The 23,259-nt window shown below is 70.5% G+C and carries 18 protein-coding genes and 2 pseudogenes; 16 read left to right on the top strand and 4 right to left on the bottom strand.

The features are described from left to right. Positions 1-65 precede the first annotated feature (65 nt). From AC3ETA_RS38470 to serA, 6 genes are all read left to right on the top strand, one after another. On the top strand, positions 66-1,016 hold the full coding sequence (locus AC3ETA_RS38470; protein WP_432197546.1) for a 2-hydroxyacid dehydrogenase: 951 nt from the start codon (positions 66-68) through the stop codon (positions 1,014-1,016). Positions 1,017-1,468: 452 nt separating this feature from the next. Further along, positions 1,469-4,570 carry a putative bifunctional diguanylate cyclase/phosphodiesterase gene (locus AC3ETA_RS38465; protein ID WP_432197545.1) on the top strand — a complete coding sequence of 1,034 codons (3,102 nt, stop codon included), beginning with the start codon at positions 1,469-1,471 and terminating at the stop codon, positions 4,568-4,570. A gap of 243 nt (positions 4,571-4,813) precedes the next feature. Then, complete coding sequence (locus AC3ETA_RS38460) at positions 4,814-6,661, top strand: acetolactate synthase large subunit (RefSeq protein ID WP_432197544.1); 1,848 nt, start codon at positions 4,814-4,816, stop codon at positions 6,659-6,661. Between the two features lie 21 nt (positions 6,662-6,682). Further along, positions 6,683-7,207, top strand: a complete 525-nt coding sequence (gene ilvN, locus AC3ETA_RS38455) for an acetolactate synthase small subunit (protein WP_007496172.1) — start codon at positions 6,683-6,685, stop codon at positions 7,205-7,207. Between the two features lie 128 nt (positions 7,208-7,335). Further along, positions 7,336-8,334 carry a ketol-acid reductoisomerase gene (gene ilvC, locus AC3ETA_RS38450; RefSeq protein ID WP_432197543.1) on the top strand — a complete coding sequence of 333 codons (999 nt, stop codon included), beginning with the start codon at positions 7,336-7,338 and terminating at the stop codon, positions 8,332-8,334. Between the two features lie 391 nt (positions 8,335-8,725). Then, the gene (gene serA / locus AC3ETA_RS38445; protein ID WP_432197542.1) at positions 8,726-10,315 is read left to right on the top strand and encodes a phosphoglycerate dehydrogenase; all 1,590 of its coding nucleotides are present in this window, start codon (positions 8,726-8,728) and stop codon (positions 10,313-10,315) included. 16 nt (positions 10,316-10,331) lie between these two features. Here the strand turns inward: serA and AC3ETA_RS38440 are convergent, their stop codons facing one another. Further along, a complete protein-coding gene (locus tag AC3ETA_RS38440; RefSeq protein WP_432197541.1) occupies positions 10,332-11,882 on the bottom strand; it encodes an MFS transporter in 1,551 nt (516 codons plus the stop codon). A 122-nt stretch (positions 11,883-12,004) separates the two neighbouring features. Between AC3ETA_RS38440 and AC3ETA_RS38435 the strand changes: the two genes are divergently transcribed. From AC3ETA_RS38435 to AC3ETA_RS38420, 4 genes and pseudogenes are all read left to right on the top strand, one after another. Then, entirely contained in the window at positions 12,005-12,589 is a 585-nt protein-coding gene (locus AC3ETA_RS38435; protein WP_432197540.1) for a TetR/AcrR family transcriptional regulator, read from the top strand. Between the two features lie 15 nt (positions 12,590-12,604). Next, positions 12,605-13,132, top strand: a pseudogene (locus AC3ETA_RS38430) (FAD-dependent monooxygenase); the annotation flags it as partial. Continuing rightward, positions 13,015-13,260, top strand: a pseudogene (locus AC3ETA_RS38425) (hypothetical protein); the annotation flags it as partial. The pseudogenes AC3ETA_RS38430 and AC3ETA_RS38425, both read left to right, overlap by 118 nt. Positions 13,261-13,273: 13 nt before the next feature. Continuing rightward, positions 13,274-13,654, top strand: coding sequence for an FAD-dependent monooxygenase (locus AC3ETA_RS38420; RefSeq protein WP_432197581.1), 381 nt, complete (start codon positions 13,274-13,276; stop codon positions 13,652-13,654). Positions 13,655-13,663: 9 nt separating this feature from the next. On the opposite strand, the gene AC3ETA_RS38415 is transcribed toward AC3ETA_RS38420, so the two are convergent. Further along, the gene (locus AC3ETA_RS38415; protein WP_432197539.1) at positions 13,664-14,860 is read right to left on the bottom strand and encodes a PucR family transcriptional regulator; all 1,197 of its coding nucleotides are present in this window, start codon (positions 14,858-14,860) and stop codon (positions 13,664-13,666) included. A gap of 180 nt (positions 14,861-15,040) precedes the next feature. Here AC3ETA_RS38415 and AC3ETA_RS38410 point away from each other — a divergent pair, with 180 nt between their 5' ends. Beyond that, positions 15,041-16,021, top strand: coding sequence for a proline dehydrogenase family protein (locus AC3ETA_RS38410; protein ID WP_432197538.1), 981 nt, complete (start codon positions 15,041-15,043; stop codon positions 16,019-16,021). Between the two features lie 39 nt (positions 16,022-16,060). Continuing rightward, on the top strand, positions 16,061-17,692 hold the full coding sequence (pruA, locus tag AC3ETA_RS38405) for an L-glutamate gamma-semialdehyde dehydrogenase (protein ID WP_432197537.1): 1,632 nt from the start codon (positions 16,061-16,063) through the stop codon (positions 17,690-17,692). Between the two features lie 76 nt (positions 17,693-17,768). Here pruA and AC3ETA_RS38400 read toward each other — a convergent pair whose 3' ends face one another. Beyond that, positions 17,769-17,975 carry a DUF5988 family protein gene (locus AC3ETA_RS38400; protein ID WP_432197536.1) on the bottom strand — a complete coding sequence of 69 codons (207 nt, stop codon included), beginning with the start codon at positions 17,973-17,975 and terminating at the stop codon, positions 17,769-17,771. A gap of 93 nt (positions 17,976-18,068) precedes the next feature. On the opposite strand from AC3ETA_RS38400, the gene AC3ETA_RS38395 reads away from it, so the two are divergent. Both AC3ETA_RS38395 and AC3ETA_RS38390 read left to right on the top strand, forming a co-directional pair. Then, positions 18,069-18,626 carry a GNAT family N-acetyltransferase gene (locus AC3ETA_RS38395; protein WP_432197535.1) on the top strand — a complete coding sequence of 186 codons (558 nt, stop codon included), beginning with the start codon at positions 18,069-18,071 and terminating at the stop codon, positions 18,624-18,626. A gap of 258 nt (positions 18,627-18,884) precedes the next feature. Beyond that, entirely contained in the window at positions 18,885-19,025 is a 141-nt protein-coding gene (locus tag AC3ETA_RS38390) for a hypothetical protein (RefSeq protein ID WP_432197534.1), read from the top strand. Positions 19,026-19,082: 57 nt separating this feature from the next. On the opposite strand, the gene AC3ETA_RS38385 is transcribed toward AC3ETA_RS38390, so the two are convergent. Next, positions 19,083-20,651 carry a purple acid phosphatase family protein gene (locus AC3ETA_RS38385; protein ID WP_432197533.1) on the bottom strand — a complete coding sequence of 523 codons (1,569 nt, stop codon included), beginning with the start codon at positions 20,649-20,651 and terminating at the stop codon, positions 19,083-19,085. Between the two features lie 142 nt (positions 20,652-20,793). On the opposite strand from AC3ETA_RS38385, the gene AC3ETA_RS38380 reads away from it, so the two are divergent. Beyond that, positions 20,794-21,837, top strand: coding sequence for a 3-isopropylmalate dehydrogenase (locus AC3ETA_RS38380; RefSeq protein WP_432197532.1), 1,044 nt, complete (start codon positions 20,794-20,796; stop codon positions 21,835-21,837). Between the two features lie 269 nt (positions 21,838-22,106). Then, positions 22,107-23,195 carry a branched-chain amino acid aminotransferase gene (locus AC3ETA_RS38375; protein WP_432197531.1) on the top strand — a complete coding sequence of 363 codons (1,089 nt, stop codon included), beginning with the start codon at positions 22,107-22,109 and terminating at the stop codon, positions 23,193-23,195. The last annotated feature ends 64 nt before the right edge of the window (positions 23,196-23,259 follow it).

Raw genomic sequence — 23,259 nt, 5'->3', positions numbered from 1 at the left:
AGCGAAGATCGGGTGCCGTCACCTTTCCTCGGCCTGATCCGCCTCAAGGCTCTAGCCTCCTGACCATGACTGCTGACGTGTGGCTCCCCATCCCGCCGGAAGAGATCGAGGGTCTGCCCGAGGGCCCCGCCTACCGCTTCTGGAACGGCGCCGAGGAATTCCCCGCGGACCCGGCCCAGTGCGCGTTCTACGTCGTCCCGTACATGAAGCCGCCCGGTCTCGGACAGCGTCCCCTGCCGCAGATGACGCACCTGGAGGTCGTGCAGACGCTCTCCGCCGGCACCGACCACGTGGAGCCGGGCCTCAAGCACCTGCGTCCCGGCGTACGTCTGTGCAACGCGCGCGGAGTGCACGAGGCGAGCACCGCCGAGCTCACGCTCACCCTGATCCTCGCCTCGCTGCGCGGCGTCCCCGACTTCGTGCGGGCGCAGGACAGGGGGGAGTGGCTCGGCGGCTTCCGTCCCGCGCTGGCGGACAAGAACGTCCTCATCGTGGGATACGGCTCGATCGGCGCCGCCATCGAGGACCGGCTCGCACCGTTCGAGGTCGCGCGGGTGGCGCGCGTCGCGCGCTCGCAGCGCACCACGGCGCGCGGCGAAGTGCATCCGCTCACCGAACTGTCCGCTCTGCTTCCGGAAGCCGACGTCGTCATCCTGTCCACGCCCTTGACGGAAACCACCCGTCACCTGGTCGACGCCGGCTTCCTCGCCCGTATGAAGGACGGCGCGCTGCTGGTCAACGTCGCCCGCGGAGGCGTGGTGGACACCAAGGCGCTGCTGGCCGAACTGGAGACCGGGCGCATCACAGCCGCCCTCGACGTCACCGACCCCGAACCGCTGCCGCGCGAGCACCCCCTGTGGCGGGCGCCGGGCCTGCTGATCAGCCCTCATGTGGGCGGTCCGACGTCCGCGTTCCTGCCGCGCGCCAAGCGGTTGCTGGTGGACCAGTTGACTCGTCACGTGAACCGGGAGCCGTTGCGCAACGTGATCCTTACGACGGGCGCGACGCACACGTGACGCTCACGGGTTGAGTATCGCCAAGACGCCGCGCGTGTCGCGCGTAACAAGCCCATAATCCGGTTCGAGTACGGTCCGCAACCCCACGGAAGCGGTGCGTACTCGCATATGCGCTGGTCGTCACGGAGCGTAGAGGTGCTATGTCCCTGAGTGACGAGACTGGTGTATCGTCCCGACAGGGGCAGCGCCGCGTGGCTTGGGGCGCCGGGGATGGACATTTCAGATTTGTGAGGGGGGCGACGGGCGATGCACGGCCTATGGACGAGCGATCCGACGCGACGGGGTCGCCGGCGGCGACCCTGGCGAGCGGCCGCGCGCAGACGCGGCCACCACGGCATCCACGGCTGCCGTCACAACCATCACCAGCGCAGGCACAGCAGCCGCAGGCGGCAGGCGCCCCCGCTGCAACGGGACCCTCGGGAGCCGCGAGCGGTGCGGACCGGGAGGGACCGGTGAGCTCGCCACCGCCCCCCACGACGACGCTCGACGGAGCGCTGCGGGCACAGCGGCCGTCGGCTGTGACGCTGCCTCGTCCCTCGTCGAGCGGCAACGGCTCGGGACTGTTCCCGCAACTGACCCTGGCGCTGGCGTGCGCGGGATACGCCGTCGGTGCCGCGTTCGGCTGGGGATCGGAGCAACTGGCCCTGATCATGGGCGACTTCGGGCTGGCGGCCGCGGCCGCAGCGGCCGCCGCGTCCTGCTTCCGCTACGCCAGAAGCCGCCGTATCCGCTTTCGACCCGCATGGCTGCTGTTCGCCCTCTCCTCGGCCATGGCGGCCCTCGGCAACCTGGTCTGGGGGTGGTACGAGGTCGTCCTGGAGCGGCCCGTCCCCAGCCCCTCCTACGCCGACGGGTTCTTCCTGTGCTTCGCGCCGCCCGCCATCGTGGGACTCCTGGTGCTGGCCAAGCGCCCGGTGACCAAGGCGGGCTGGGTCTGCCTGGGGCTCGACGCCTGGCTGATCGGCGGCTCGCTGCTGACGCTGGCCTGGAGCCTCGCCCTGGCCCAGGCCGCCAAGATCGACGCCGGAGGCGGGGCGAGCGTGGCGCACACCGCGCTGTCGCTGGCCTACCCGCTGCTCGACATCGCGCTGGTCAGCATGGTGCTCGCGCTGCACTTCCGGCGCTCCTCGGCCAACCGCACCGCGGTCAACACCGCGATCGGCGCGCTCGCCCTGACCGTGATGTGCGACGCCCTGTTCACCTCGCCGCTGCTGCACAACAGCTACCGCTCCGGCCAGCTGCTCGACGCGGGCTGGTTCGCCGGCTCCCTGCTCCTGGCGTACGCCCCGTGGGCCACGCCCCGGCACGGGTCCGAGGAATGCGACCGGCACGGCCCGGCGGGGCACACACGCGTGGTGCACGAGCATCTGCCCGGACAGCGGGGCGGGGGCCATCATCCCAACCCCGCACAGGGGGGTGATCACACCCGGTACCCGGTCACCCGGCCGATCGCCGGCTCCCTGGCCGCGCTCACGCCGTACCTCGCCGCCGCGGTGTGCACCCTGGGGATCCTTTACAACGTCCTCAACGGCCGCAGCGTCGACCGCGTGGTGCTGATCACCGGCGGCACCGTCGTACTGGCCCTCGTGGTGCGCCAGGGCATCATGCTGCTCGACAACATCACCCTCACCCAGGAACTGGCGCAGAAGGAGAACCACTTCCGTTCCCTGGTGCAGGGCTCCAGCGACGTCATCATGATCGCCGCACCCAACGGCATCCTCCGGTACGTCTCCCCGGCCGCCGCCGGGGTCTACGGCCGCACCGCCGAGGATCTGGTGGGATCGGAACTGGCCAGTCTCATCCACCCGGAGGACCTGGGCTGCGTGGTGCACGAGGTGCGCCGCTTCCTCGCCGCCAGCCCGCTCGAGGAACCCACTACGCGCATCGAGTGCCGCTTCAAGTCCGGGAACGGGGGCACCTCCCGCTCAAGCGACGCCGAGAGCGGGGGAGGCTGGCTCAACGTCGAGTCGACCGTCAACCGGCACCACGGCGGCCTCATCTTCAACAGCCGGGACGTGACCGAGAGAGTGCGTCTCCAGGCACAGCTCCAGCACAACGCAGAGCACGACCCGCTCACCGACCTGCCCAACCGCGCGCTGTTCACCAAGCGCGTCCAGCAGGCCCTGTCCGGCCGACGGGCCTCCGACCGGGGCCTCGCCCTGCGCAACACCGCCGTCCTGTTCATCGACCTCGACGGCTTCAAGGGCGTCAACGACACGATCGGGCACCAGGCCGGGGACGAGCTCCTCGTCCAGGCCGCCCGCAGGCTCCAGGAGGCCGTCCGGCAGGGCGACACCGCCTCCCGGCTGGGCGGCGACGAGTTCGCGGCCCTGATCGTCGGGGACAACACCCGTGACCGCACGGCACGTGAACGACACATCCTGGAGCTCGCCGACCGCCTCAGGATGACGCTGTCCCAGCCGTACCTCATCGACGGCAACGATGTCCGGGTCAACGCCTCCATCGGCGTGTCCTTCGCCGAACCGGGCCTCGGCGCGGGGGAGTTGCTGCGCAACGCCGACCTGGCCATGTACCGCGCGAAGGCGGGCGGCAAGGGCCGCGTCGAGCTCTACAGGCCGCAGATGCAGCAGGACGTCGTACGCAAGGCGGAGCTGGCCACGCGGCTGCGTGCCGCGCTGCACGACGGCGAGTTCGCGCTGCTGCACCAGCCGGTGGTGTCTCTGGAGGACGGCCGGATCGCATCGGTCGCCGCCCAGGCGCGCTGGCGGTCCTCGCAAGGGGTGCTGTTCACGCCGGCCGAGTTCCTGCGGGTGGCCGAGGACAGCGACAAGACCGCCGAGCTGGGCCGCTGGATGCTGGAGGAGGCCGTCGAGCAGGCCGCCGAGCGCACCGCGACCGGGCTCGCCGTGCCCATCGCGGTCCGGATGAGCGCGCGCCGGCTGCTGGACAGGTCCATGCCGCTCGGCTCGATCGAGGCGCTGCTGACCCGGCACGGGCTGCCGTCCGGCTCGCTCGTCATCGAACTGTCCGACCTCGACCCCCGGATCGGGCTGGACGACCTGGAGCGCCGCCTGAGCGGCCTGCGCAGACTCGGCGTCCGGGTGGCCCTGGACGGCTTCGGCAGCGGGTACGCCGCGATCACCGCGCTGCGCAGACTCCCCGTGGACGTCCTCAAGCTCGACCGCGGGCTGGTCGAGGGCGTCGTCGAGTCGGCGCGGCTGCACAAGATCACCAGTGGGCTGCTGCGGATCGCCGGCGACCTCGGGCTCCAGTCCGTGGCCGACGGCGTGGACCTGCCCGAGCAGGTGGTCGCACTGCGGGCGATGGGATGCACGCACGGGCAGGGCATGGCCTTCTCCGGGCCGCTGGACGAGTACCGGCTGCGCCGGGCGCTCAGTTCCGGCCACTATCCGGTGCCGCACGGGCCGGTGGAGCCGGCGTTCGCCGGCGGGGGCGCGAGAGAACCGCAGGGGCGTCCCGGAGGTGAACGAGCCAAAAGAGGCACAGCGGTGTACACCAGTGGTGTCCCCGCTGTTCTCGGAGGCGGCAGTGCCCTTCGCTCACATAATGAGACTCCCGTCCCACCCACTTGACACCGGGTGTGCGCCGGGGGGAGGGTCTGTGCCATGCGCACCCGAATTCTCGTACTTGGAAAGCGCGTCGGCTGAAGCTGGTGACGTCCGGACAGACCCGGAACTCCCAGCGACCACCACCGGCGCGCTCCCCTCGCTTGCCTTACGGCACGAGGGGTTTTTTGTTGCACAGGCACCAGTCGTGCAGCATCGAAACTCCGCTCAAACTTCGCAAAAACCCTCAGCATCGAGAAGAGAATGCCGATGACCGAGCAGGCCTCCGGGGCCCATCATCCGCAGCCGCGGCCCCGATCCGGAGGACACCAGTCCGCCCCCGAGCACGTCACGGGTGCGCAGTCCCTCATCCGTTCGCTCGAGGAGGTCGGCGCCGACACGGTATTCGGCATTCCCGGTGGCACCATCCTGCCGGCGTACGACCCGATGATGGACTCCAAGCGGGTGCGCCACGTGCTGGTCCGCCACGAGCAGGGGGCCGGACACGCGGCCACCGGTTACGCGCAGGCCACCGGCAAGGTCGGCGTCTGCATGGCGACCAGCGGCCCCGGTGCCACCAATCTGGTGACGCCGATCGCCGACGCGATGATGGACTCGGTGCCGCTCGTCGCGATCACCGGTCAGGTCGTCTCCAAGTCGATCGGCACGGACGCCTTCCAGGAGGCGGACATCGTCGGCATCACCATGCCGATCACCAAGCACAGCTTCCTGGTCACCAAGGCGGAGGACATCCCCCGGGCGATCGCGCAGGCGTTCCACATCGCCGCCACCGGCCGTCCGGGACCGGTCCTGGTCGACATCCCCAAGGACATCCTCCAGGCGAGGACCACCTTCTCGTGGCCGCCGGCCATGGACCTGCCCGGCTACCGGCCCGTCACCAAGCCGCACGCAAAGCAGATCCGCGAGGCCGCGAAGCTGATCACCTCCGCCAAGCGGCCGGTCCTGTACGTCGGCGGCGGTGTGATCAAGGCCGGCGCCACCGCCGAGCTGAAGGTCCTCGCGGAACTCACCGGAGCGCCCGTCACCACCACCCTGATGGCGCTCGGCGCATTCCCCGACAGCCACCCGCTGCACGTGGGAATGCCGGGCATGCACGGTGCGGTCACCGCCGTCACCGCGCTGCAGAAGGCCGACCTGATCGTCGCCCTCGGCGCCCGCTTCGACGACCGTGTCACCGGCAACCTGGACAGTTTCGCCCCGTACGCCAAGATCGTCCACGCCGACATCGACCCGGCCGAGATCGGCAAGAACCGGGCGGCCGACGTGCCGATCGTCGGGGATGCCCGCGAGGTCATCGCCGACCTGGTCCAGGCCGTCCAGAAGGAGCATGCCGAGGGCCACAAGGGCGACTACACCGCCTGGTGGAAGGACCTCAGCCGCTGGCGGGACACCTACCCGCTCGGCTACGACCAGCCCGAGGACGGCTCGCTGTCCCCGCAGCAGGTCATCGAGCGCATCGGCCAACTCGCCCCCGAGGGCACGGTCTTCGCGGCCGGCGTCGGCCAGCACCAGATGTGGGCCGCGCACTACATCCAGTACGAGAAGCCGGCCACGTGGCTGAACTCCGGCGGCGCCGGAACCATGGGCTACGCGGTCCCCGCGGCGATGGGCGCCAAGGCCGGGGTCCCGGACCGGACCGTCTGGGCGATCGACGGTGACGGCTGCTTCCAGATGACCAACCAGGAACTCACCACCTGCGCCCTGAACAACATCCCGATCAAGGTCGCCATCATCAACAACGGCGCCCTCGGGATGGTCCGCCAGTGGCAGACCCTCTTCTACAACCAGCGCTACTCCAACACCGTCCTGCACTCCGGGCCCGACGACGTCAACCCGGAGGCCAGGGGCACCCGCGTCCCCGACTTCGTGAAGCTGTCGGAGGCCATGGGCTGCTACGCGATCCGCTGTGAGGACCCCGCCGACCTCGACAAGGTCATCGAAGAGGCGAACTCCATCAACGACCGCCCGGTCGTCGTGGACTTCATCGTCCACGAGGACGCCATGGTGTGGCCGATGGTCGCCGCCGGCACCTCCAACGACGAGATCATGGCCGCCCGGGACGTGCGCCCCGACTTCGGCGACAACGAAGACGACTGAGCGAGAGAGACGTAAAAGACCATGTCCAAGCACACGCTCTCCGTCCTGGTGGAGAACACGCCGGGCATCCTCGCCCGGATCGCCGCCCTGTTCTCCCGCCGCGGCTTCAACATCGACTCGCTCGCGGTGGGCGTCACCGAGCACCCCGACATCTCCCGCATCACCATCGTGGTGAGCGTCGCCGACCTCCCGCTGGAGCAGGTGACGAAGCAGCTCAACAAGCTCGTCAACGTGCTCAAGATCGTCGAGCTGGAGCCGGGTTCGGCCGTGCAGCGCGAACTCGTCCTGGTGAAGGTGCGCGCCGACAACGAGACCCGCTCCCAGATCGTGGAGATCGTCCAGCTGTTCCGCGCCAAGACCGTCGACGTCTCTCCGGAGGCCGTCACCATCGAGGCCACCGGCTCCAGTGACAAGCTGGAGGCCATGCTGAAGATGCTGGAGCCGTTCGGCATCAAGGAACTCGTCCAGTCCGGCACCATCGCGATCGGCCGCGGCGCGCGCTCGATCACGGACCGTTCGCTGCGCGCGCTCGACCGCTCGGCATAGGACGCGTTCGGACGGTCGGGTGACACCGGCCGTCCGGATCCCGCCCGTATGGCGAGACCCCGAAACTTCCCTTCCCCCCACCGTCATACGGTGGGACGCAACACCTGCACACAAGGAGAGAACCCAAAGTGGCCGAGCTGTTCTACGACGCCGACGCCGACCTGTCCATCATCCAGGGCCGCAAGGTCGCGGTCATCGGTTACGGCAGCCAGGGCCACGCCCACGCGCTGTCGCTCCGTGACTCGGGTGTCGACGTGCGTGTCGGTCTGCACGAGGGCTCCAAGTCCAAGGCCAAGGCCGAGGAGCAGGGCCTGCGCGTGGTGACGCCGTCGGAGGCCGCCGCCGAGGCCGACGTCATCATGATCCTGGTGCCGGACCCGATCCAGGCCCAGGTCTACGAGGAGCACATCGCCCCGAACCTGAACGACGGCGACGCCCTGTTCTTCGGGCACGGCTTCAACATCCGCTTCGGCTTCATCAAGCCCCCGGCCGGCGTGGACGTCTGCATGGTCGCCCCGAAGGGCCCGGGCCACCTGGTGCGTCGCCAGTACGAGGAGGGCCGCGGCGTTCCCTGCATCGCGGCCGTCGAGCAGGACGCGTCCGAAGGCGCCTTCGCGCTCGCCCTGTCGTACGCCAAGGGCATCGGCGGCACCCGCGCCGGCGTCATCAAGACGACCTTCACCGAGGAGACCGAGACCGACCTGTTCGGTGAGCAGGCCGTCCTCTGCGGTGGTACGGCCGCGCTGGTCAAGGCCGGTTTCGAGACGCTGACCGAGGCCGGCTACCAGCCGGAGATCGCGTACTTCGAGTGCCTGCACGAGCTGAAGCTGATCGTGGACCTCATGTACGAGGGCGGCTTGGAGAAGATGCGCTGGTCGATCTCCGAGACCGCCGAGTGGGGCGACTACGTCACCGGCCCGCGGATCATCACCGACGCCACCAAGGCCGAGATGAAGAAGGTCCTCGCCGAGATCCAGGACGGCACCTTCGCCCAGGCCTGGATGGACGAGTACCACGGCGGTCTGAAGAAGTACAACGAGTACAAGCAGCAGGACGCCGAGCACCTCCTCGAGACCACCGGCAAGGAGCTGCGCAAGCTCATGAGCTGGGTCAACGAGGACGCGTAAGCCTCTGCCGACGGGACCGGAGCATGGCGCTCCGGTCCCGTTGTCCATCCCGTCGCATCACGGACGGGTGATCCTTCCGAAGAGGCGCAGGACGACTCCCCCAGCGCCACTACACTGCCGTACTACATACGCGTCAGGCCCACAGCGTCGTGCGTCTTCCACGCGGCTAAGCGACACCGAGAAATTTCCGGCACACCCCCGCGCCGCCCGGCACGCACTCTCGCCGCACCGGCCAAGGGCCCTGGTAGCTCCGCTACGAGGACCTTCGTCCGGCACGCCGAGAGCACGCACCGAACGACACGGGAGCGCACCGGAAATTCCCCGGCGACGCTCCCCTCCACCGCATGCGGCCGTCGGGACGGCCGTCCGCATTGGACATGTGAGGACTCACGTGAGCTCGAAACCCGTCGTACTCATCGCTGAAGAGCTTTCGCCCGCGACCGTGGACGCCCTTGGTCCGGACTTCGAGATCCGGCACTGCAACGGCGCCGACCGGGCCGAGCTGCTGCCCGCCATCGCCGACGTGGACGCGATCCTGGTCCGCTCCGCCACCAAGGTCGACGCCGAGGCCGTCGCCGCCGCCAAGAAGCTCAAGGTCGTCGCGCGAGCCGGCGTCGGCCTGGACAACGTCGACGTCTCCGCCGCCACCAAGGCCGGCGTGATGGTCGTCAACGCCCCCACCTCGAACATCGTGACCGCCGCCGAGCTCGCCTGCGGTCTGCTGCTCGCCACCGCCCGCAACATCCCGCAGGCCAACGCCGCGCTGAAGAACGGCGAGTGGAAGCGCAGCAAGTACACGGGCGTGGAGCTCGCCGAGAAGACCCTCGGTGTCGTCGGCCTCGGCCGCATCGGCGCGCTCGTCGCGCAGCGCATGTCCGCCTTCGGCATGAAGGTCGTCGCCTACGACCCCTACGTGCAGCCCGCGCGCGCCGCGCAGATGGGCGTGAAGGTGCTGTCGCTGGACGAGCTGCTCGAGGTCTCCGACTTCATCACCGTCCACCTCCCCAAGACCCCCGAGACGCTCGGCCTGATCGGCGACGAGGCGCTGCGCAAGGTCAAGCCGAGCGTGCGCATCGTCAACGCCGCGCGCGGCGGGATCGTCGACGAGGAGGCGCTGTACTCCGCCCTCAAGGAGGGCAGGGTCGCCGGCGCCGGTCTCGACGTGTACGCGAAGGAGCCCTGCACGGACTCCCCGCTGTTCGAGTTCGACCAGGTCGTCTCCACCCCGCACCTGGGCGCCTCCACCGACGAGGCACAGGAGAAGGCCGGTATCGCGGTGGCCCGCTCGGTGCGCCTCGCCCTCGCCGGCGAGCTCGTGCCGGACGCGGTCAACGTCCAGGGCGGCGTCATCGCCGAGGACGTCAAGCCGGGTCTGCCGCTCGCCGAGCGCCTCGGCCGTATCTTCACGGCGCTCGCCGGCGAGGTCGCGGTCCGCCTCGACGTCGAGGTGTACGGCGAGATCACCCAGCACGACGTGAAGGTGCTGGAGCTGTCCGCCCTCAAGGGTGTCTTCGAGGACGTCGTCGACGAGACCGTGTCGTACGTCAACGCCCCGCTGTTCGCGCAGGAGCGCGGTGTCGAGGTGCGGCTGACGACCAGCTCGGAGGCGACCGACCACCGTAACGTCGTCACCGTGCGCGGCACGCTCGCGGGCGGCGAGGAGGTGTCGGTCTCCGGCACGCTGGCCGGCCCCAAGCACCTCCAGAAGATCGTCGCGGTCGGCGACTACGACGTGGACCTCGCGCTGGCCGACCACATGGCCGTGCTGCGCTACGAGGACCGTCCCGGTGTCGTCGGCACCGTCGGCCGCATCCTCGGCGAGGCCGGGATCAACATCGCCGGCATGCAGGTGTCGCGTGCGGTCGCCGGCGGCGAGGCGCTGGCCGTTCTCACCGTCGACGACACGGTGCCCTCCGGGGTGCTGGCCGAGGTCGCGGCGGAGATCGGCGCGACGTCCGCTCGCGCGGTGAACCTGACCTGAGCAACGGGCCTCGCCCTCAAACGCCGGACGGGCTGAGCTTGCTCGGTTCGTCCGGCGTTTCGCATGTCTGCTTCCGGACCTCGACCCGCCGCAGCGTGACGGACGCCAGCACCGCCGCTCCGGCCAGCAGCACCGCACCCGCGATCGCCGCCCCCTGCATCCCGCTGGTGAACGCCTCCCGCGCGGCAGTGGCCAGGCCCGGGGCGCCGTCGGCGACCGCCAGCGCTCCGCCCAGCGTCTCGCGGGCGGCCTCGGGGGCCGAGTCCGGGATCTCGTGGCGGTAGATCGCCGTGCCGATCGAGCCGAGCACCGCCATGCCGAGCGCGCCGCCGAACTCCGCGCCGGTCTCCATCAGGGAGGACGCGGAGCCCGCCCGCTCCAGCGGGGCCGTGCCCATCGCCAGGTCCATGATCTGGGACATCACCACGACGCCGCCGACGGCGAGCACAGCGCACGCGACCAGCACCAGCACCATCGAGTCCGTCCCCGCGAGGGACAGCACCCCGAAGCCGGACGCGGCGATCAGGAAGCCCGCGGTGACGACGTAGCCGCGGTCGACGCCCTTCTGGACCAGCTGGGTCGCGACCGGGGCCGCCGCGCCGATCGGCACCGACGGCAGCAGCGCCCACAGGGCCGCTTCCAGGGCGCTCTTGCCGAGCACCGACTGGAGGTACTGCGTGGTGAAGTAGGCCGAGCCCATGATGCCGAACGCGGAGACGAGGTTCAGGGCGACCGAGGGGGCGAAGCCACGGCCGCGGAACAGGGCCGGGGAGATCATCGGTGCGGTCGCCGTGCGCTGGCGGTGCACGAAGAGGGCCGCGAACAGCAGGCCGACGGTGATCGGGACGACGTAGCGGACGTTCCAGCCCTCGGAGGGGATCTCCTTCAGGCCGTAGATCACGGGGAGCACGGCGGCCATGGACAGCGGGACGCTCGGCCAGTCGAAGCGGCCGGGCTCGGGGTTGCGCCACTCGGGGAGCATGATCGGGCCGAGCGCCAGCAGGAGCGCCATCGCGGGCAGGTTGACCAGGAAGACCGAGCCCCACCAGAAGTACTCGACCAGCAGCCCGCTCATCACCGAGCCGAGCGCGATCCCGGCCGTCATCACGCCGGACCACAGTCCGATCGCCTTCGCGCGCTGGCCGGGGTCGGTGAACATCGTGCGGGTCATGGCCATCGTCGACGGCATCAGGGTCGCGCCGCCGATGCCGAGGACCGCGCGGGCCGCGATCAGGATCTCGGCGCTGTTCGCGTACGCCGCCGCCAGTGAGGCCGCGCCGAAGGCGGCGGCGCCGACCAGGAGGAGCCGGCGGTGGCCGATGCGGTCGCCGAGCGAGCCCATCGTCATCAGCAGCCCGGCCAGGACGAAGGCGTAGATGTCGAAGATCCACAGCTGCTGGGTGCCGCTCGGCTCCAGGTCCGCGCTGATCGCCGGGATCGCGAAGTAGAGGACCGAGACATCCATCGAGACCAGCAGCAGCGGCAGCATCAGCACGCCGAGCGCGGTCCATTCGCGGCGGCCGGCGCGGGCCGGCGGAGAGGTGGTGCCGGTCGGGTTCGTTGTCATGACGGCGAATGTACGCGCGTCTTAAACGACTGTCTAGAACATACGTATAGGACGGACGTATGGGACGTCTGTATAGGACGTCTGTATAGGACGGTTGTATGGATCGGCGGTAGGGTGGCCCCATGGGACACCGTGAGGATCTGCTGGAGGGCGCCAAGCGCTGCCTGCTCGACAAGGGCTTCGCGCGCACGACGGCGCGGGACATCGTCAAGGAGTCGGGGACCAACCTGGCCTCGATCGGCTACCACTACGGCTCGAAGGACGCGCTGCTCGCGCAGGCCTACGTCTCGCTGGTCGAGGGGATGGGAGACGCCTTCGAGGGCGACCGAACCGCCGGGCTCACCACCGAGCCCGGCTCCACCGCACGGTTCCAGGAGGTGTGGTCGAACATCATCGGCACCATGCGCGCACCCGGTTCGATGTGGCGGCTCAGCATGGAGATCGTCGTCATGGGCGACCAACTGCCCGAGCTCCGCGACCATCTGGCGGCGGCTCAGCGGGAGGCCGCGCGCGGGCTGATCCCGCTGCTCATGGGCGGACGGGAGGAGGACGTCCCGGAGGACGTCGTGGACACCCTGGGCACTTTCTACGTGACCTTGATGACGGGCCTCATCGCGCAATGGCAGTTCGACCCGAAGACCGCCCCCGGCGCGGAACAACTCACCGAAGGGCTGCGGCAGGTCATCGAGGCGGCCACGAGGAAATGACGCGGCCGGGTCCGCATGCTCCGGCCCTCGCCTGTCGTTGCGGTCGTGGGCTGCGCGCGGATGGATCCCATGCAGTCCGACATGCCCGAGGCGGACGCCGGGGCGGAGGTTCTGATCGTCGGTGGCGGGTCCGTCGGGCTCACCGCCCGGGCGCTGCTCGCACGCTGGGGCGTACGGACCCTGCTGGTCGAGAAACACCGTGAGCTGTCGCCGTTCCCGCGGTCCCGGCTGATCGACGTGCGCACGATGGAGATCTTCCGGCAGCTCGAACTCGCCGAGCGGATCACGGCGGCCGCGTTCGCGCCGGAGTACGGCCGCATCCGCTTCCGGGGCACGCTGCACGCCCCCGGCTTCGCCTCGGCCGCGATGATCGGGGTCACGGGACCCGTGCCGGAGAGCCCGGTGACCGGCGTGGTCACCTCGTCCTGCGAGGTGACCGGCGTGGTCACCTCGCAGGACCGACTGGAGCCCGCTCTGCTCGGCGCCGCCGCCTCCGAGGTGCGGTTCGGGGTCGAACTCCTCGGCCTGGCGGAGGAGTTCGACGATGTCGCGGCCTGCTCGCCGATCGCGGCAGCGCGGAGGGCACCCGCGTTCGCGCCCGCCACGTACCGGCCGCCGACGGCGCCGACTCCACCGTGCGGGAACGGCTGGGCACCGGCACCGAGGGCCCCGGCGCGGTCGGCCGTGTCACCACCGTCGTCCTCGACGCCGACCTCGGCCACTGGTCCGCCCGGCAGCGTCCACCTCACCTCGCAGGGGTCGTTCCTGCCGCTGTACCCCGAGGGCGGCTGGGCCCGGTTCACGCCCACGCCCGAGGACCCCGACGCCGCCGACCGGCCCGGCCTCGTCGTGCGCTCCCTCGGCGCCGACGCGAAGGTCGACGTCCTGCGCGTGCAGCGCTGGGCGGTGAACGCCTTCGTCGCCGAGCGCTTCCGGCACGGCAGAACCCTGCCGGCCGGCGACGCCGTCCACGCGATCCCGCCCGCCGGCGGTCTTGGCATGAACCTCGGCGTCGCCGGGCGACAGCGCCCCCACCGCGCCCTCGACGCCATCACCCCGGGCTGAGCGGGCCGGCTACAGCCGCGCCCCCTTGAGCGCCATGTGCAGCAGCAGCCGGTCCTCGCCGTCGTCGAGGTCCAGACCCGTGAGCTGTTCGACGCGGGAGAGGCGGTAGTACAGGGTCTGGCGGTGGATGCCCAGCTCGGCCGCCGTGCGGCCGGCCTGGCCCGCGCAGTCGAGATAGACCTCGGCGGTGCGGGCGAGTTCCCGCTGGGCGGGGGAGAGGAGCGGGGCGACCACGGGGTCGTGGACCGTCGGCGGGGACAGCGAGGTCAGCAGGCGGTACGGGCCGATGAGCGACCACTCCGCCACCGGGCCGAGCCGCGGTTCCGCGAGGGCCGCGCGAGCGGCGGCCGACGCCTCCTGCCAGAGCGACCCCAGCTCCGCGAGGCCGGTGCGCGGCTCGCCGAGACCGGCCGCGACCTGCGCCCGGCCCTTCTTGGGCGGCCGGGCGGCCGGGGCCTCCTTCAGCAGCCGGGACGCCGCCGCCTGCGCCGCCGTGCGCACCTCGGGCGAGCGCAGCCGTACGAGCACGGCCAGGCTCTGCCCGGACGCGCCCCACGGCACCGTGCACAGCGCGGTCGCGTGCGGCACCGTCCGCACCGACGGGGCGTCGTCGGGGTCGGCCGAGGGCCACGGAGCCACGCAGACGACCGTGTGGACACCGTCCGCGCGCGGGCCGAGGGCCGTGCGCAGCTCGGCGACCGCCATGTCGCCCTGCCAGCCGCGCTCGGCGGTCAGCGCGGCCCGCAGCTCCCGGCTCAGGTCCGCACCGTGCTGCGCCTCGTCCGCGAGCAGGGCGCCGATCCGGGCGGCCACCTCCATGGCGGCCGCCAGCTGCTGGTCGGTGGGCCCGGGATCGTCGTCCAGGAGCCAGACGTAGCCCCGTACGACACCCCGGTGGCGTACCGGCAGGCAGATTCGTCCGCGGTACACCCCCGCCTCCGGAGTGCGCGGGATCCGTACCGGCCCGGTGGCGCGCGTGATGCCGAAGCCCTCGAACCAGGTCCTCACGGCCGACGTGGAGCGGCGCGTCAGGATCGAGCGGGCGCGCACGGGGTCCAGGGCCGACGCGTCGAGTTCGTCCTCGCTGTCGTAGGCCCCGAAGGCGATCAGCTCGAAGTCCCGGTTCTCCAGCGTCGCGGGGGCGCCCAGGAGCTCCGAGATCTCGTCGACCAGCTCCTGGTAGTCACCCTTGAATTCCGACGTCACCCGGGCATTCTCCCGCATTCCCCGGGACCCTTCATACATCTGTCTGAGATCTCCGGCACGGATGCGTGACAGCTGTCGATGGCCGACGATCGGAGGGATCCTTAGGTTTCACGGTGGTTCTCCGTGCCGTACCCGAATGGTTGGGATTCGGCTGCTTTTCTGCTCCTGTGGAGGTGCCCCGTGCTGGGTCCCGTGATTCTTGCCGCGTCGCGCAGCGACCGGATGCGACGCCTGATCTCGGCGGCCCCGGTGACCAGGCAGGTCGTCGACCGCTTCATCCCGGGCGAGACGGTCGACGAGATCGTGCCGATCGTCCAGGACCTCAGCGACCGGGGTCTGGAGCTGACGATGGACGTCGTCGGCGAGGACATCACCCGCCCGGAGCAGGCCGCCGCCGCCCGGGACGCCTATCTGGCGCTCATCGACCGGCTGGGGGAGCTGGAGCTGGGCACCAGGGCCGAGATGTCCGTGAAGCTGTCGATGTTCGGGCAGTCCCTCCCGTCGCCCGCCACCACCCTCAACCGAGGGCCCTCCGGGCCCGCCCCTGCATTCCAGGGCGGCCACGAGCTGGCCCTCGCCAATGTCCGGCCGGTCGTCGAGGCCGCCGCCGCGATCGGCACCACCGTCACCCTCGACGCCGAGGACCACACCACCCTCGACTCGATGTTCGCCATCCACGAGGAGCTGCGGAAGGACTTCCCGCAGACCGGCTGCGTCATCCAGGCCTACCTCTTCCGCACCGAGGCCGACGCCCGCCGCCTCGCGGAGAGCGGCAGCCGGGTCCGCCTCGTCAAGGGCGCCTACAAGGAGCCCGCCGAGGTCGCCTACCAGCAGAAACACGAGATCGACAAGGCGTACGTCCGGATCCTGAAGATTCTGATGGAGGGCGCCGGGTACCCGATGATCGGCTCCCACGACCCCCGCCTGATCTCCATCGCCCAGGAACTGGCCCGCACCGCCGGGCGCAAGCTCGACGAGTACGAGTTCCAGATGCTGTACGGCATCCGCAGCGACGAGCACCTGCGCCTCGCCGCCGAGGGCCACCGCATGCGCGTCTACACGGCCTACGGCACCGACTGGTACGGCTACTTCATGCGCCGGCTCGCGGAGAAGCCGGCGAACCTGCGCTTCTTCGTCCGCTCGATGATCAGCAAGGGCTGAGCCCGAACACCCGCTCAAGTTCAAGGAGTTACGGATCTCATGGACGCTGTGACCCAGGTCCCCACCCCCGTCAACGAGCCGGTGCACGGCTACGCCCCCGGCTCGCCCGAGCGCGCCCGGCTGGAGGTCAAGCTCAAGGAGCTGGCCGAGAACCCGATCGACCTGCCGATGACCATCGGCGGCGAGAAGCGGTTCGGCGGCGGCGAGCGCGTCGACGTCGTGCAGCCGCACAACCACAAGGCCCGCATCGGCACCTACGGCAACGCCACCCAGCAGGACGCCCAGGACGCCATCGACGCGGCCCTGGCCGCCGCGCCGGCCTGGCGCGCGATGTCCTTCGACGACCGCGCCGCGATCATCCTGCGCGCCGCCGAGCTGCTCGCCGGCCCCTGGCGCGAGACGCTGGCCGCCTCCACCATGCTGGGCCAGTCCAAGACCGCCCAGCAGGCCGAGATCGACACCCCCTGCGAGCTCGTCGACTTCTGGCGCTTCAACGTCAAGTACGCCCGTGACCTGCTCGCCGAGCAGCCTCCGGCGAACTCCCCGGGCGTGTGGAACCGCCTCGACCACCGCCCGCTGGAGGGCTTCGTCTACGCGATCACGCCGTTCAACTTCACGGCCATCGCGGGCAACCTGCCGACCGCCCCGGCCCTCATGGGCAACGTCGTCGTCTGGAAGCCGTCCCCGACGCAGACCCACGCCGCCGTGCTGCTCATGCAGCTCCTGGAGGAGGCCGGGCTGCCCAAGGGCGTCATCAACCTCGTCACCGGCGACGGCATCGAGGTCTCCAAGGTCGCCCTCGAGCACCGCGACCTCGCCGGCATCCACTTCACCGGCTCGACCAGGACCTTCCAGTACCTGTGGAAGACGGTCGGCAGCAACATCGAGAAGTACCGCTCCTACCCGCGCATCGTCGGCGAGACCGGCGGCAAGGACTTCGTCGTCGCCCACCCGAGCGCCGACAAGGCGGTGCTGAAGACGGCGCTGACCCGTGGTGCCTTCGAGTACCAGGGCCAGAAGTGCTCGGCGACCTCCCGGGCGTACATCCCGGCGTCGATCTGGAACTCCGGCTTCAAGGAGGAGTTCGCGGCCGAGGTCGACTACATCACCATGGGTGACGTCACCGACCTGTCCAACTTCATCGGCGCCGTCATCGACGAGCGTGCCTTCGCCAAGAACAAGGCCGCCATCGACCGCGCCAAGCAGGACGACACCTGCACGATCGTCGCGGGCGGCTCCTACGACGACTCGGTCGGCTACTTCGTCCGCCCGACCGTCATCGAGTGCAGCGACCCGGAGAACGAGGTCTTCACGACCGAGTACTTCGGCCCGGTCCTCGCCGTGCACGTCTACGAGGACGACAAGTACGACGAGATGCTGGACCAGATGGAGTCGGTGTCCGCCTACGCGCTGACCGGCTCGGTCATCTCCGCCGACCGCGCCGCCACGGCGTACACGATGGACAAGCTGCGCTACGCGGCCGGCAACTTCTACATCAACGACAAGTCGACCGGTGCCGTCGTCGGCCAGCAGCCCTTCGGCGGCGGCCGTGCCTCCGGCACCAACGACAAGGCCGGCGCGCCGCAGAACCTGATGCGCTGGACGCTGACCCGCGCCATCAAGGAGACGCTGGTCGCGCCGACCGACTACACGTACCCGCACATGGGCTGACGGCAAGTCGGCATGCAGGAGGGGCCGGGCGTCTCGCCCGGCCCCTTCGCCGTGCTCCGGCGCGCCGGACGGGGCGCTAGCCGGGCATCTCCGTCCGCTCCCACCACTCGTACACGGTGAGGCTGCCCTCGGACGTGTCCGCCCGGCGCGCGGTCGGTCTGAAGTGTTCGTAGCCGTTGCGGAGCTCGATCTTCACATCCGGCCCGGGGGACGGGACGGGGACGATCCGGTCGGGCAGGTCGTCCGGGCCGCCCTCCAGGAACACTTTCGCCGTGTCGTTCATGACCTCACCGTTCCCCTCGCCGTGACCGTCTGTCCCGTGCGGCGCGGAGGATCAGCCGAGTGGGCGATCGCCGGCCGCGCCGATACTGGTCGGATGACCACGACCGCCTCCGCACCCACGCCCCGCACCGCGCACACCGCCGACCTCACCCCGGCCGAACTGCACGCGATCCGCGTCCTGTTGGACGACGCCTTCGACGGCGACTTCTCCGACGAGGACTTCGAGCACGGCCTCGGCGGCATGCACGCCCTCGTGCACGACGAAGCCGGGCTGCTCGTCGCGCACGGCTCGGTGGTCATGCGGCGGGTGCGGCACCGGGAGAGATGGCTGCGGGTCGGATACGTCGAGGCGGTCGCCGTACGGCCGGACGCGCGCCGCACCGGGCTCGGCGGCCGGGTGATGGCCGAGCTGGAGCGGGTCGTCGACCGGGCCTACGACGCGGGGATGCTCTCCGCGAGCGACGAGGGGGCCGCGCTGTACGCCGCCCGGGGCTGGCAGGTGTGGAGCGGGCGGGTCTGCGGGCTCGGCCCCGGCGGGGTCGTCCACCTCCCGGACGAGGAGGGCAGCACCTTTGTGCGGACCGCACTCGCCGGGCCGCTGGATCCCGCGTTCGAGCTGGTCTTCGACTGGCGGGACGGGGATGTGCTGTGACGGGCCGTCGGTAGAAAGTGCAGGTCAGTGGCGTGTGACCCACTCCACCGTCTCAGATAGTAGGAAGTCCGAGTAATTGTGGAGACAGACGCGCTGTCCTCCCTTAGCTTTGTAGAAGCCGAACGTCTCGCTCGATCAAGCGAATGGCGGTCGTGAGCCGGGCCCCGTGCAGGCAACCCCTGCGGCCCGCTCCCCGCCCCACCCGGCGTCTCGAAACCCCTCTGTGCACTCCCCGATTGTCGAAGGAGTCGATTTCCCATGGCCGAGACGACCGCCCGCCGTCGAGTCCGTCACCTCTCCCGTACGAGCGATTCCGACCGCAAGAACGCGGCCGCCGCCCTCCAGCGCGCCCTCGACCGCAGGGACAACGGCGGCAGCACGGGCCACCAGGCCGCCTGACGCCTCAACGCACCCAGGAGCCGGGAGCCGCACCCGATCGAGGTGCGGCGCGCGGGCTCACGCCCCGCGCCGCACCTCGAAGTGGTCGATGCGCTCCCCGCTCTGCGCCAGTGCCGACACGTTCAGCCGGGGCTTCGCGCCGCTCTGCGCCTCCACGCTGAGGAACGAGAAGCCCCGGTAGCGAACGCGCGACCACTGCACGCTCTCCGCCTTGGTGTTCCGTGACTTGGTCCACTTGAAGGTGTCGACCGACTCCCGGTCGGTCACGTGCCCCTCGTAGCTCTCCTCGGTGCCCGGGGGGAAGCCGTACAGCTCCTTGCCGCCCCCGCCCGCCGTGACGTACACGATGCCGTCGCGCGTCGGGTCCGTCTGCGCGCCGATGGGCACCTGCCTGCCGACCTCGCCGTTCTTGATGGCGTCGGTCCGCTCGTAGACGTGGTTGTGCCCGTTGATCACCAGGTCCACCTGGTGCCGGGCGAACAGCGGCACCCACTCGGCCCGCACACCCCCGTCGGACGCGTGCGAGGACGTCGAGTAGGCGCAGTGGTGGAAGAAGACGACGATGAAGTCCACTCCCTTCGCCGCCCGCAGTTCACCGAGCCGCTCGTCCAGCCAACCGGTCTGACGGCCGCCCGTGTAGCCCTGGTTGGCGGGGATCTCGTACGACACGTCGTTAGCGTCCAGCGCCACGAAGGCGACGTTGCCGTAGGTGAAGGAGTACACACCAGGGGCCGTACGGGCATCGAAGCCGCTGTCCGGCAGGGACCAGCGGGCCAGCTGGCCGCCGTAGCCGTCCGGCGAGTACCAGGCCTCCATGTCGTGGTTGCCCGTCGTCACCATCCACGGCACCGTCCTGGCCACCGACTCGGTCTGCTTGAGGTAGCCGTCCCAGTGGCCGGGGTCGTAGGCGTCCGACTTCTCGCCCAGCCCCTTGATGTTGGCGTAGCAGATGTCGCCGGCGTGGAGGTGGAAGGCAGGGCCCTGGCCCAGCAGGAGCTTGTCGTTGGTGGCGGCCGCCTCGCTGACGCCCTGGTCGCCGAAGGCCGTGAAGGTGAAGGTCTCCGGGCTCGCCGGAGCCGTGCGGAACGAGGCGATCGTCGCGCGGTTCCCCGGGGCCGCCGGGTCGAAGCCGTCATGGCCCACGCCGTAGTAGTACGTCGTGCCGGGGCGCAGGGAGTCCAGTGCCGCGTGGATGTAGTACTGCTCCAGCGCCGCGCGGATGCCCTGCAGTTCGGGGGTGTACAGGTCGCGGATCTCGGCGTCGATCCTGCGGCTCAGGTCCTCGGGGCGCAGACCGATCCGGACGTACGGCTTCTGCACCGCGGTCGGCACCTGCCAGGAGATCCGCATCTGCGACTTCGGGTCGGCGCCGAAGGCGAGATGGCGGCCGAAGGGGGTGACGGCGGAGCCCGCGACCTTGGTGGAAACGGACGGGGAGGGCCGTGTGCCCGCCGGTCCCGAACTCCGTTCCGACCCCGAGCAGCCCGTCAGCAGCCCGCTCGCGACGGCGCCCGCGGTCACCAGCGTGCGGCGCCGGGTCAGCCTGGCGCGCAGGTACTCGTGCTGCTCCGCCATGCTCATGCGGCGGGCCAGCTGCGGGGGGATGCCGAAGTCGGGAAGGTCCATGGTGGGAAAGTTCCCAGCGAAGGCCAACGCCCGTCCTGCGTACGGGTGAACGGCGATCGAAGCGCAGGAATCCTCGCCCGTCCGGCTGTCCGCATGGCGGACACCGCATGTCATCCCATGGGACGAGGAGTAGGGTGCCGACATGTCTCGCAGCCTCAATCTCGCAGTGATTCCCGGTGACGGCATCGGCCAGGAGGTCGTGACCGAAGGTCTGAAGGTCCTCTCCGCCGTCCTTCCGCAGGATGTGAAGCTGGAGACCAAGGAGTACGACTTCGGCGCCCGGCGCTACCACGCCACCGGTGAGACCCTCACCGACGCCGATGCCGAGGCGCTGAAGCAGCACGACGCCATCCTTCTGGGCGCCATCGGTGACCCGTCGGTCCCCTCCGGCGTCCTGGAGCGCGGCTTCCTGCTCAAGCTCCGCTTCCTCTTCGACCACCACGTCAACCTGCGTCCGTCGAAGCTCCTGCCGGGTGTCGCCACCCCGCTCGCCGGCCAGCCCGAGATCGACTTCGTCGTGGTCCGCGAGGGCACCGAGGGCCCCTACACCGGCAACGGCGGCACCATCCGCAAGGGCACCGAGCACGAGGTCGCCACCGAGGTCTCCGTGAACACGGCCTACGGTGTCGAGCGGGTCGTCCGGGACGCCTTCGCCCGCGCCCAGGCCCGCCCGCGCAAGAAGCTGGCGCTGATCCACAAGAACAACGTGCTGGCCTTCGCCGGTCACCTCTGGACGAACATCTTCAACAAGGTGGCCGAGGAGTTCCCCGAGGTCACCACCGAGTACATGCACGTCGACGCGGCCACGATCTACCTGGTCACCCAGCCCGAGCGCTTCGACGTCATCGTCACCGACAACCTCTTCGGCGACATCATCACCGACCTCGCCGCGGCCGTCTCCGGCGGCATCGGCGTCGCCGCGAGCGGGAACATCAACCCCAGCGGCGCGTTCCCGTCCATGTTCGAGCCGGTCCACGGCTCGGCCCCGGACATCGCCGGCCAGGGCAAGGCCGACCCGACGGCCACGGTCCTGTCCGTCGCCCTGCTCCTGCGCCACCTCGGCCACGACGCCGAGGCGACCCGCATCGAGGACGCCGTCTCGGCCGACCTCGCGGAGCGCACCGGCAAGCCCGCCCGCAGCACGTCGGAGATCGGCGACGCGCTGGCCGTACGAGTAGCCGGCTGACCCGCCGCGCCATTCGAACTTCGAAGCCGCCGGGTCATATCGCCCCCGGCGGCTTCCACATGTCCGCCGCCGGGTGGCACCATCGATCCCCGGGTCGCGTTTTCTCGCCGATCACGCCGAACAGGCCGATTTCTTCCACGGCTGCCGCTTGCGATAATCGAACGCGGAGCCGCGGAATGAGGGAATGCTCGGACGTCCTAGCACTGGCCACTGGCAGTACTGGCGTGAGCGCGGCCCGCCACAACCTAACCGGTGAAGGACACCTACTCATGACGACGCCCACGATCGAGCTCAAGCCCTCCGCCAGCCCGCTCGCCGCCGCAGAGCGCGAGGCGATACTGGCCAACCCGGGGTTCGGCCGCCACTTCACCGACCACATGGTGACGATCAAGTGGACCGAGGGCCGCGGCTGGCACGACGGCGAGCTCGTGCCGTACGCGCCGCTCTCCCTCGACCCGGCCACCATGGTGCTGCACTACGCGCAGGAGATCTTCGAGGGTCTGAAGGCCTACCGCCAGCCGGACGGAACCGTCGCCTCCTTCCGCCCCGAGAAGAACGCCCGGCGCTTCCAGTCCTCGGCCCGCCGGCTCGGCATGCCGGAGCTGCCGGTCGAGACGTTCATCGAGGCGTGCGACGCGCTGGTCAGGCAGGACGCGGACTGGGTGCCGGCGCACGGCGGTGAGGAGTCCCTCTACCTGCGCCCCTTCATGTTCGCCACCGAGGTCGGCCTGGGCGTGAAGCCGGCCGGCGAGTACCTGTTCATCGTCATCGCCTCGCCGGCCGGCGCCTACTTCCCCGGCGGCGTGAAGCCCGTCTCCATCTGGGTCTCCGAGGACCACGTCCGGGCCGTGCCGGGCGGCATGGGCGACGCAAAGACCGGCGGCAACTACGCCGCGTCCCTGCTGGCCCAGGCCGAGGCCGCCGCCGAGGGCTGCGCCCAGGTCTGCTACCTCGACGCGGTGGAGCGCAAGTGGGTCGAGGAGCTCGGCGGCATGAACCTGTACTTCGTGTACGGCGACAAGATCGTCACGCCCTCCCTCACCGGTTCCATCCTGGAGGGCGTCACCCGTGACTCCCTCCTCCAGGTCGCCCGCGACCTCGGCTACGAGGCGGAGGAGGGCCGGGTCTCCGTCGACCAGTGGCAGCGCGACTCCGAGAACGGCACCCTGACCGAGGTCTTCGCCTGCGGTACGGCGGCCGTCATCACCCCGGTCGGCGTCGTCAAGCGCACGGGTACGGAGTGGCGGCAGGGCGACGGCGAGCCCGGCGAGGTCACGATGAAGCTGCGCCGGGCTCTCCTGGACATCCAGCGGGGCACTGCCGCGGACCGGCACGGGTGGATGCATCGCCTGGGCTGATCAGTGCTCGGCGCTGAGGCCGGGGGTCGGGGGGGGGGGGGGGGGGGGGGGGGGGGGGGGGGGG

This window comes from Streptomyces sp. bgisy027 (assembly GCF_057710365.1).
The sequence above is the reverse complement of the archived record's forward strand: the minus strand, read 5'-3'. Positions and strand labels throughout refer to the sequence as shown.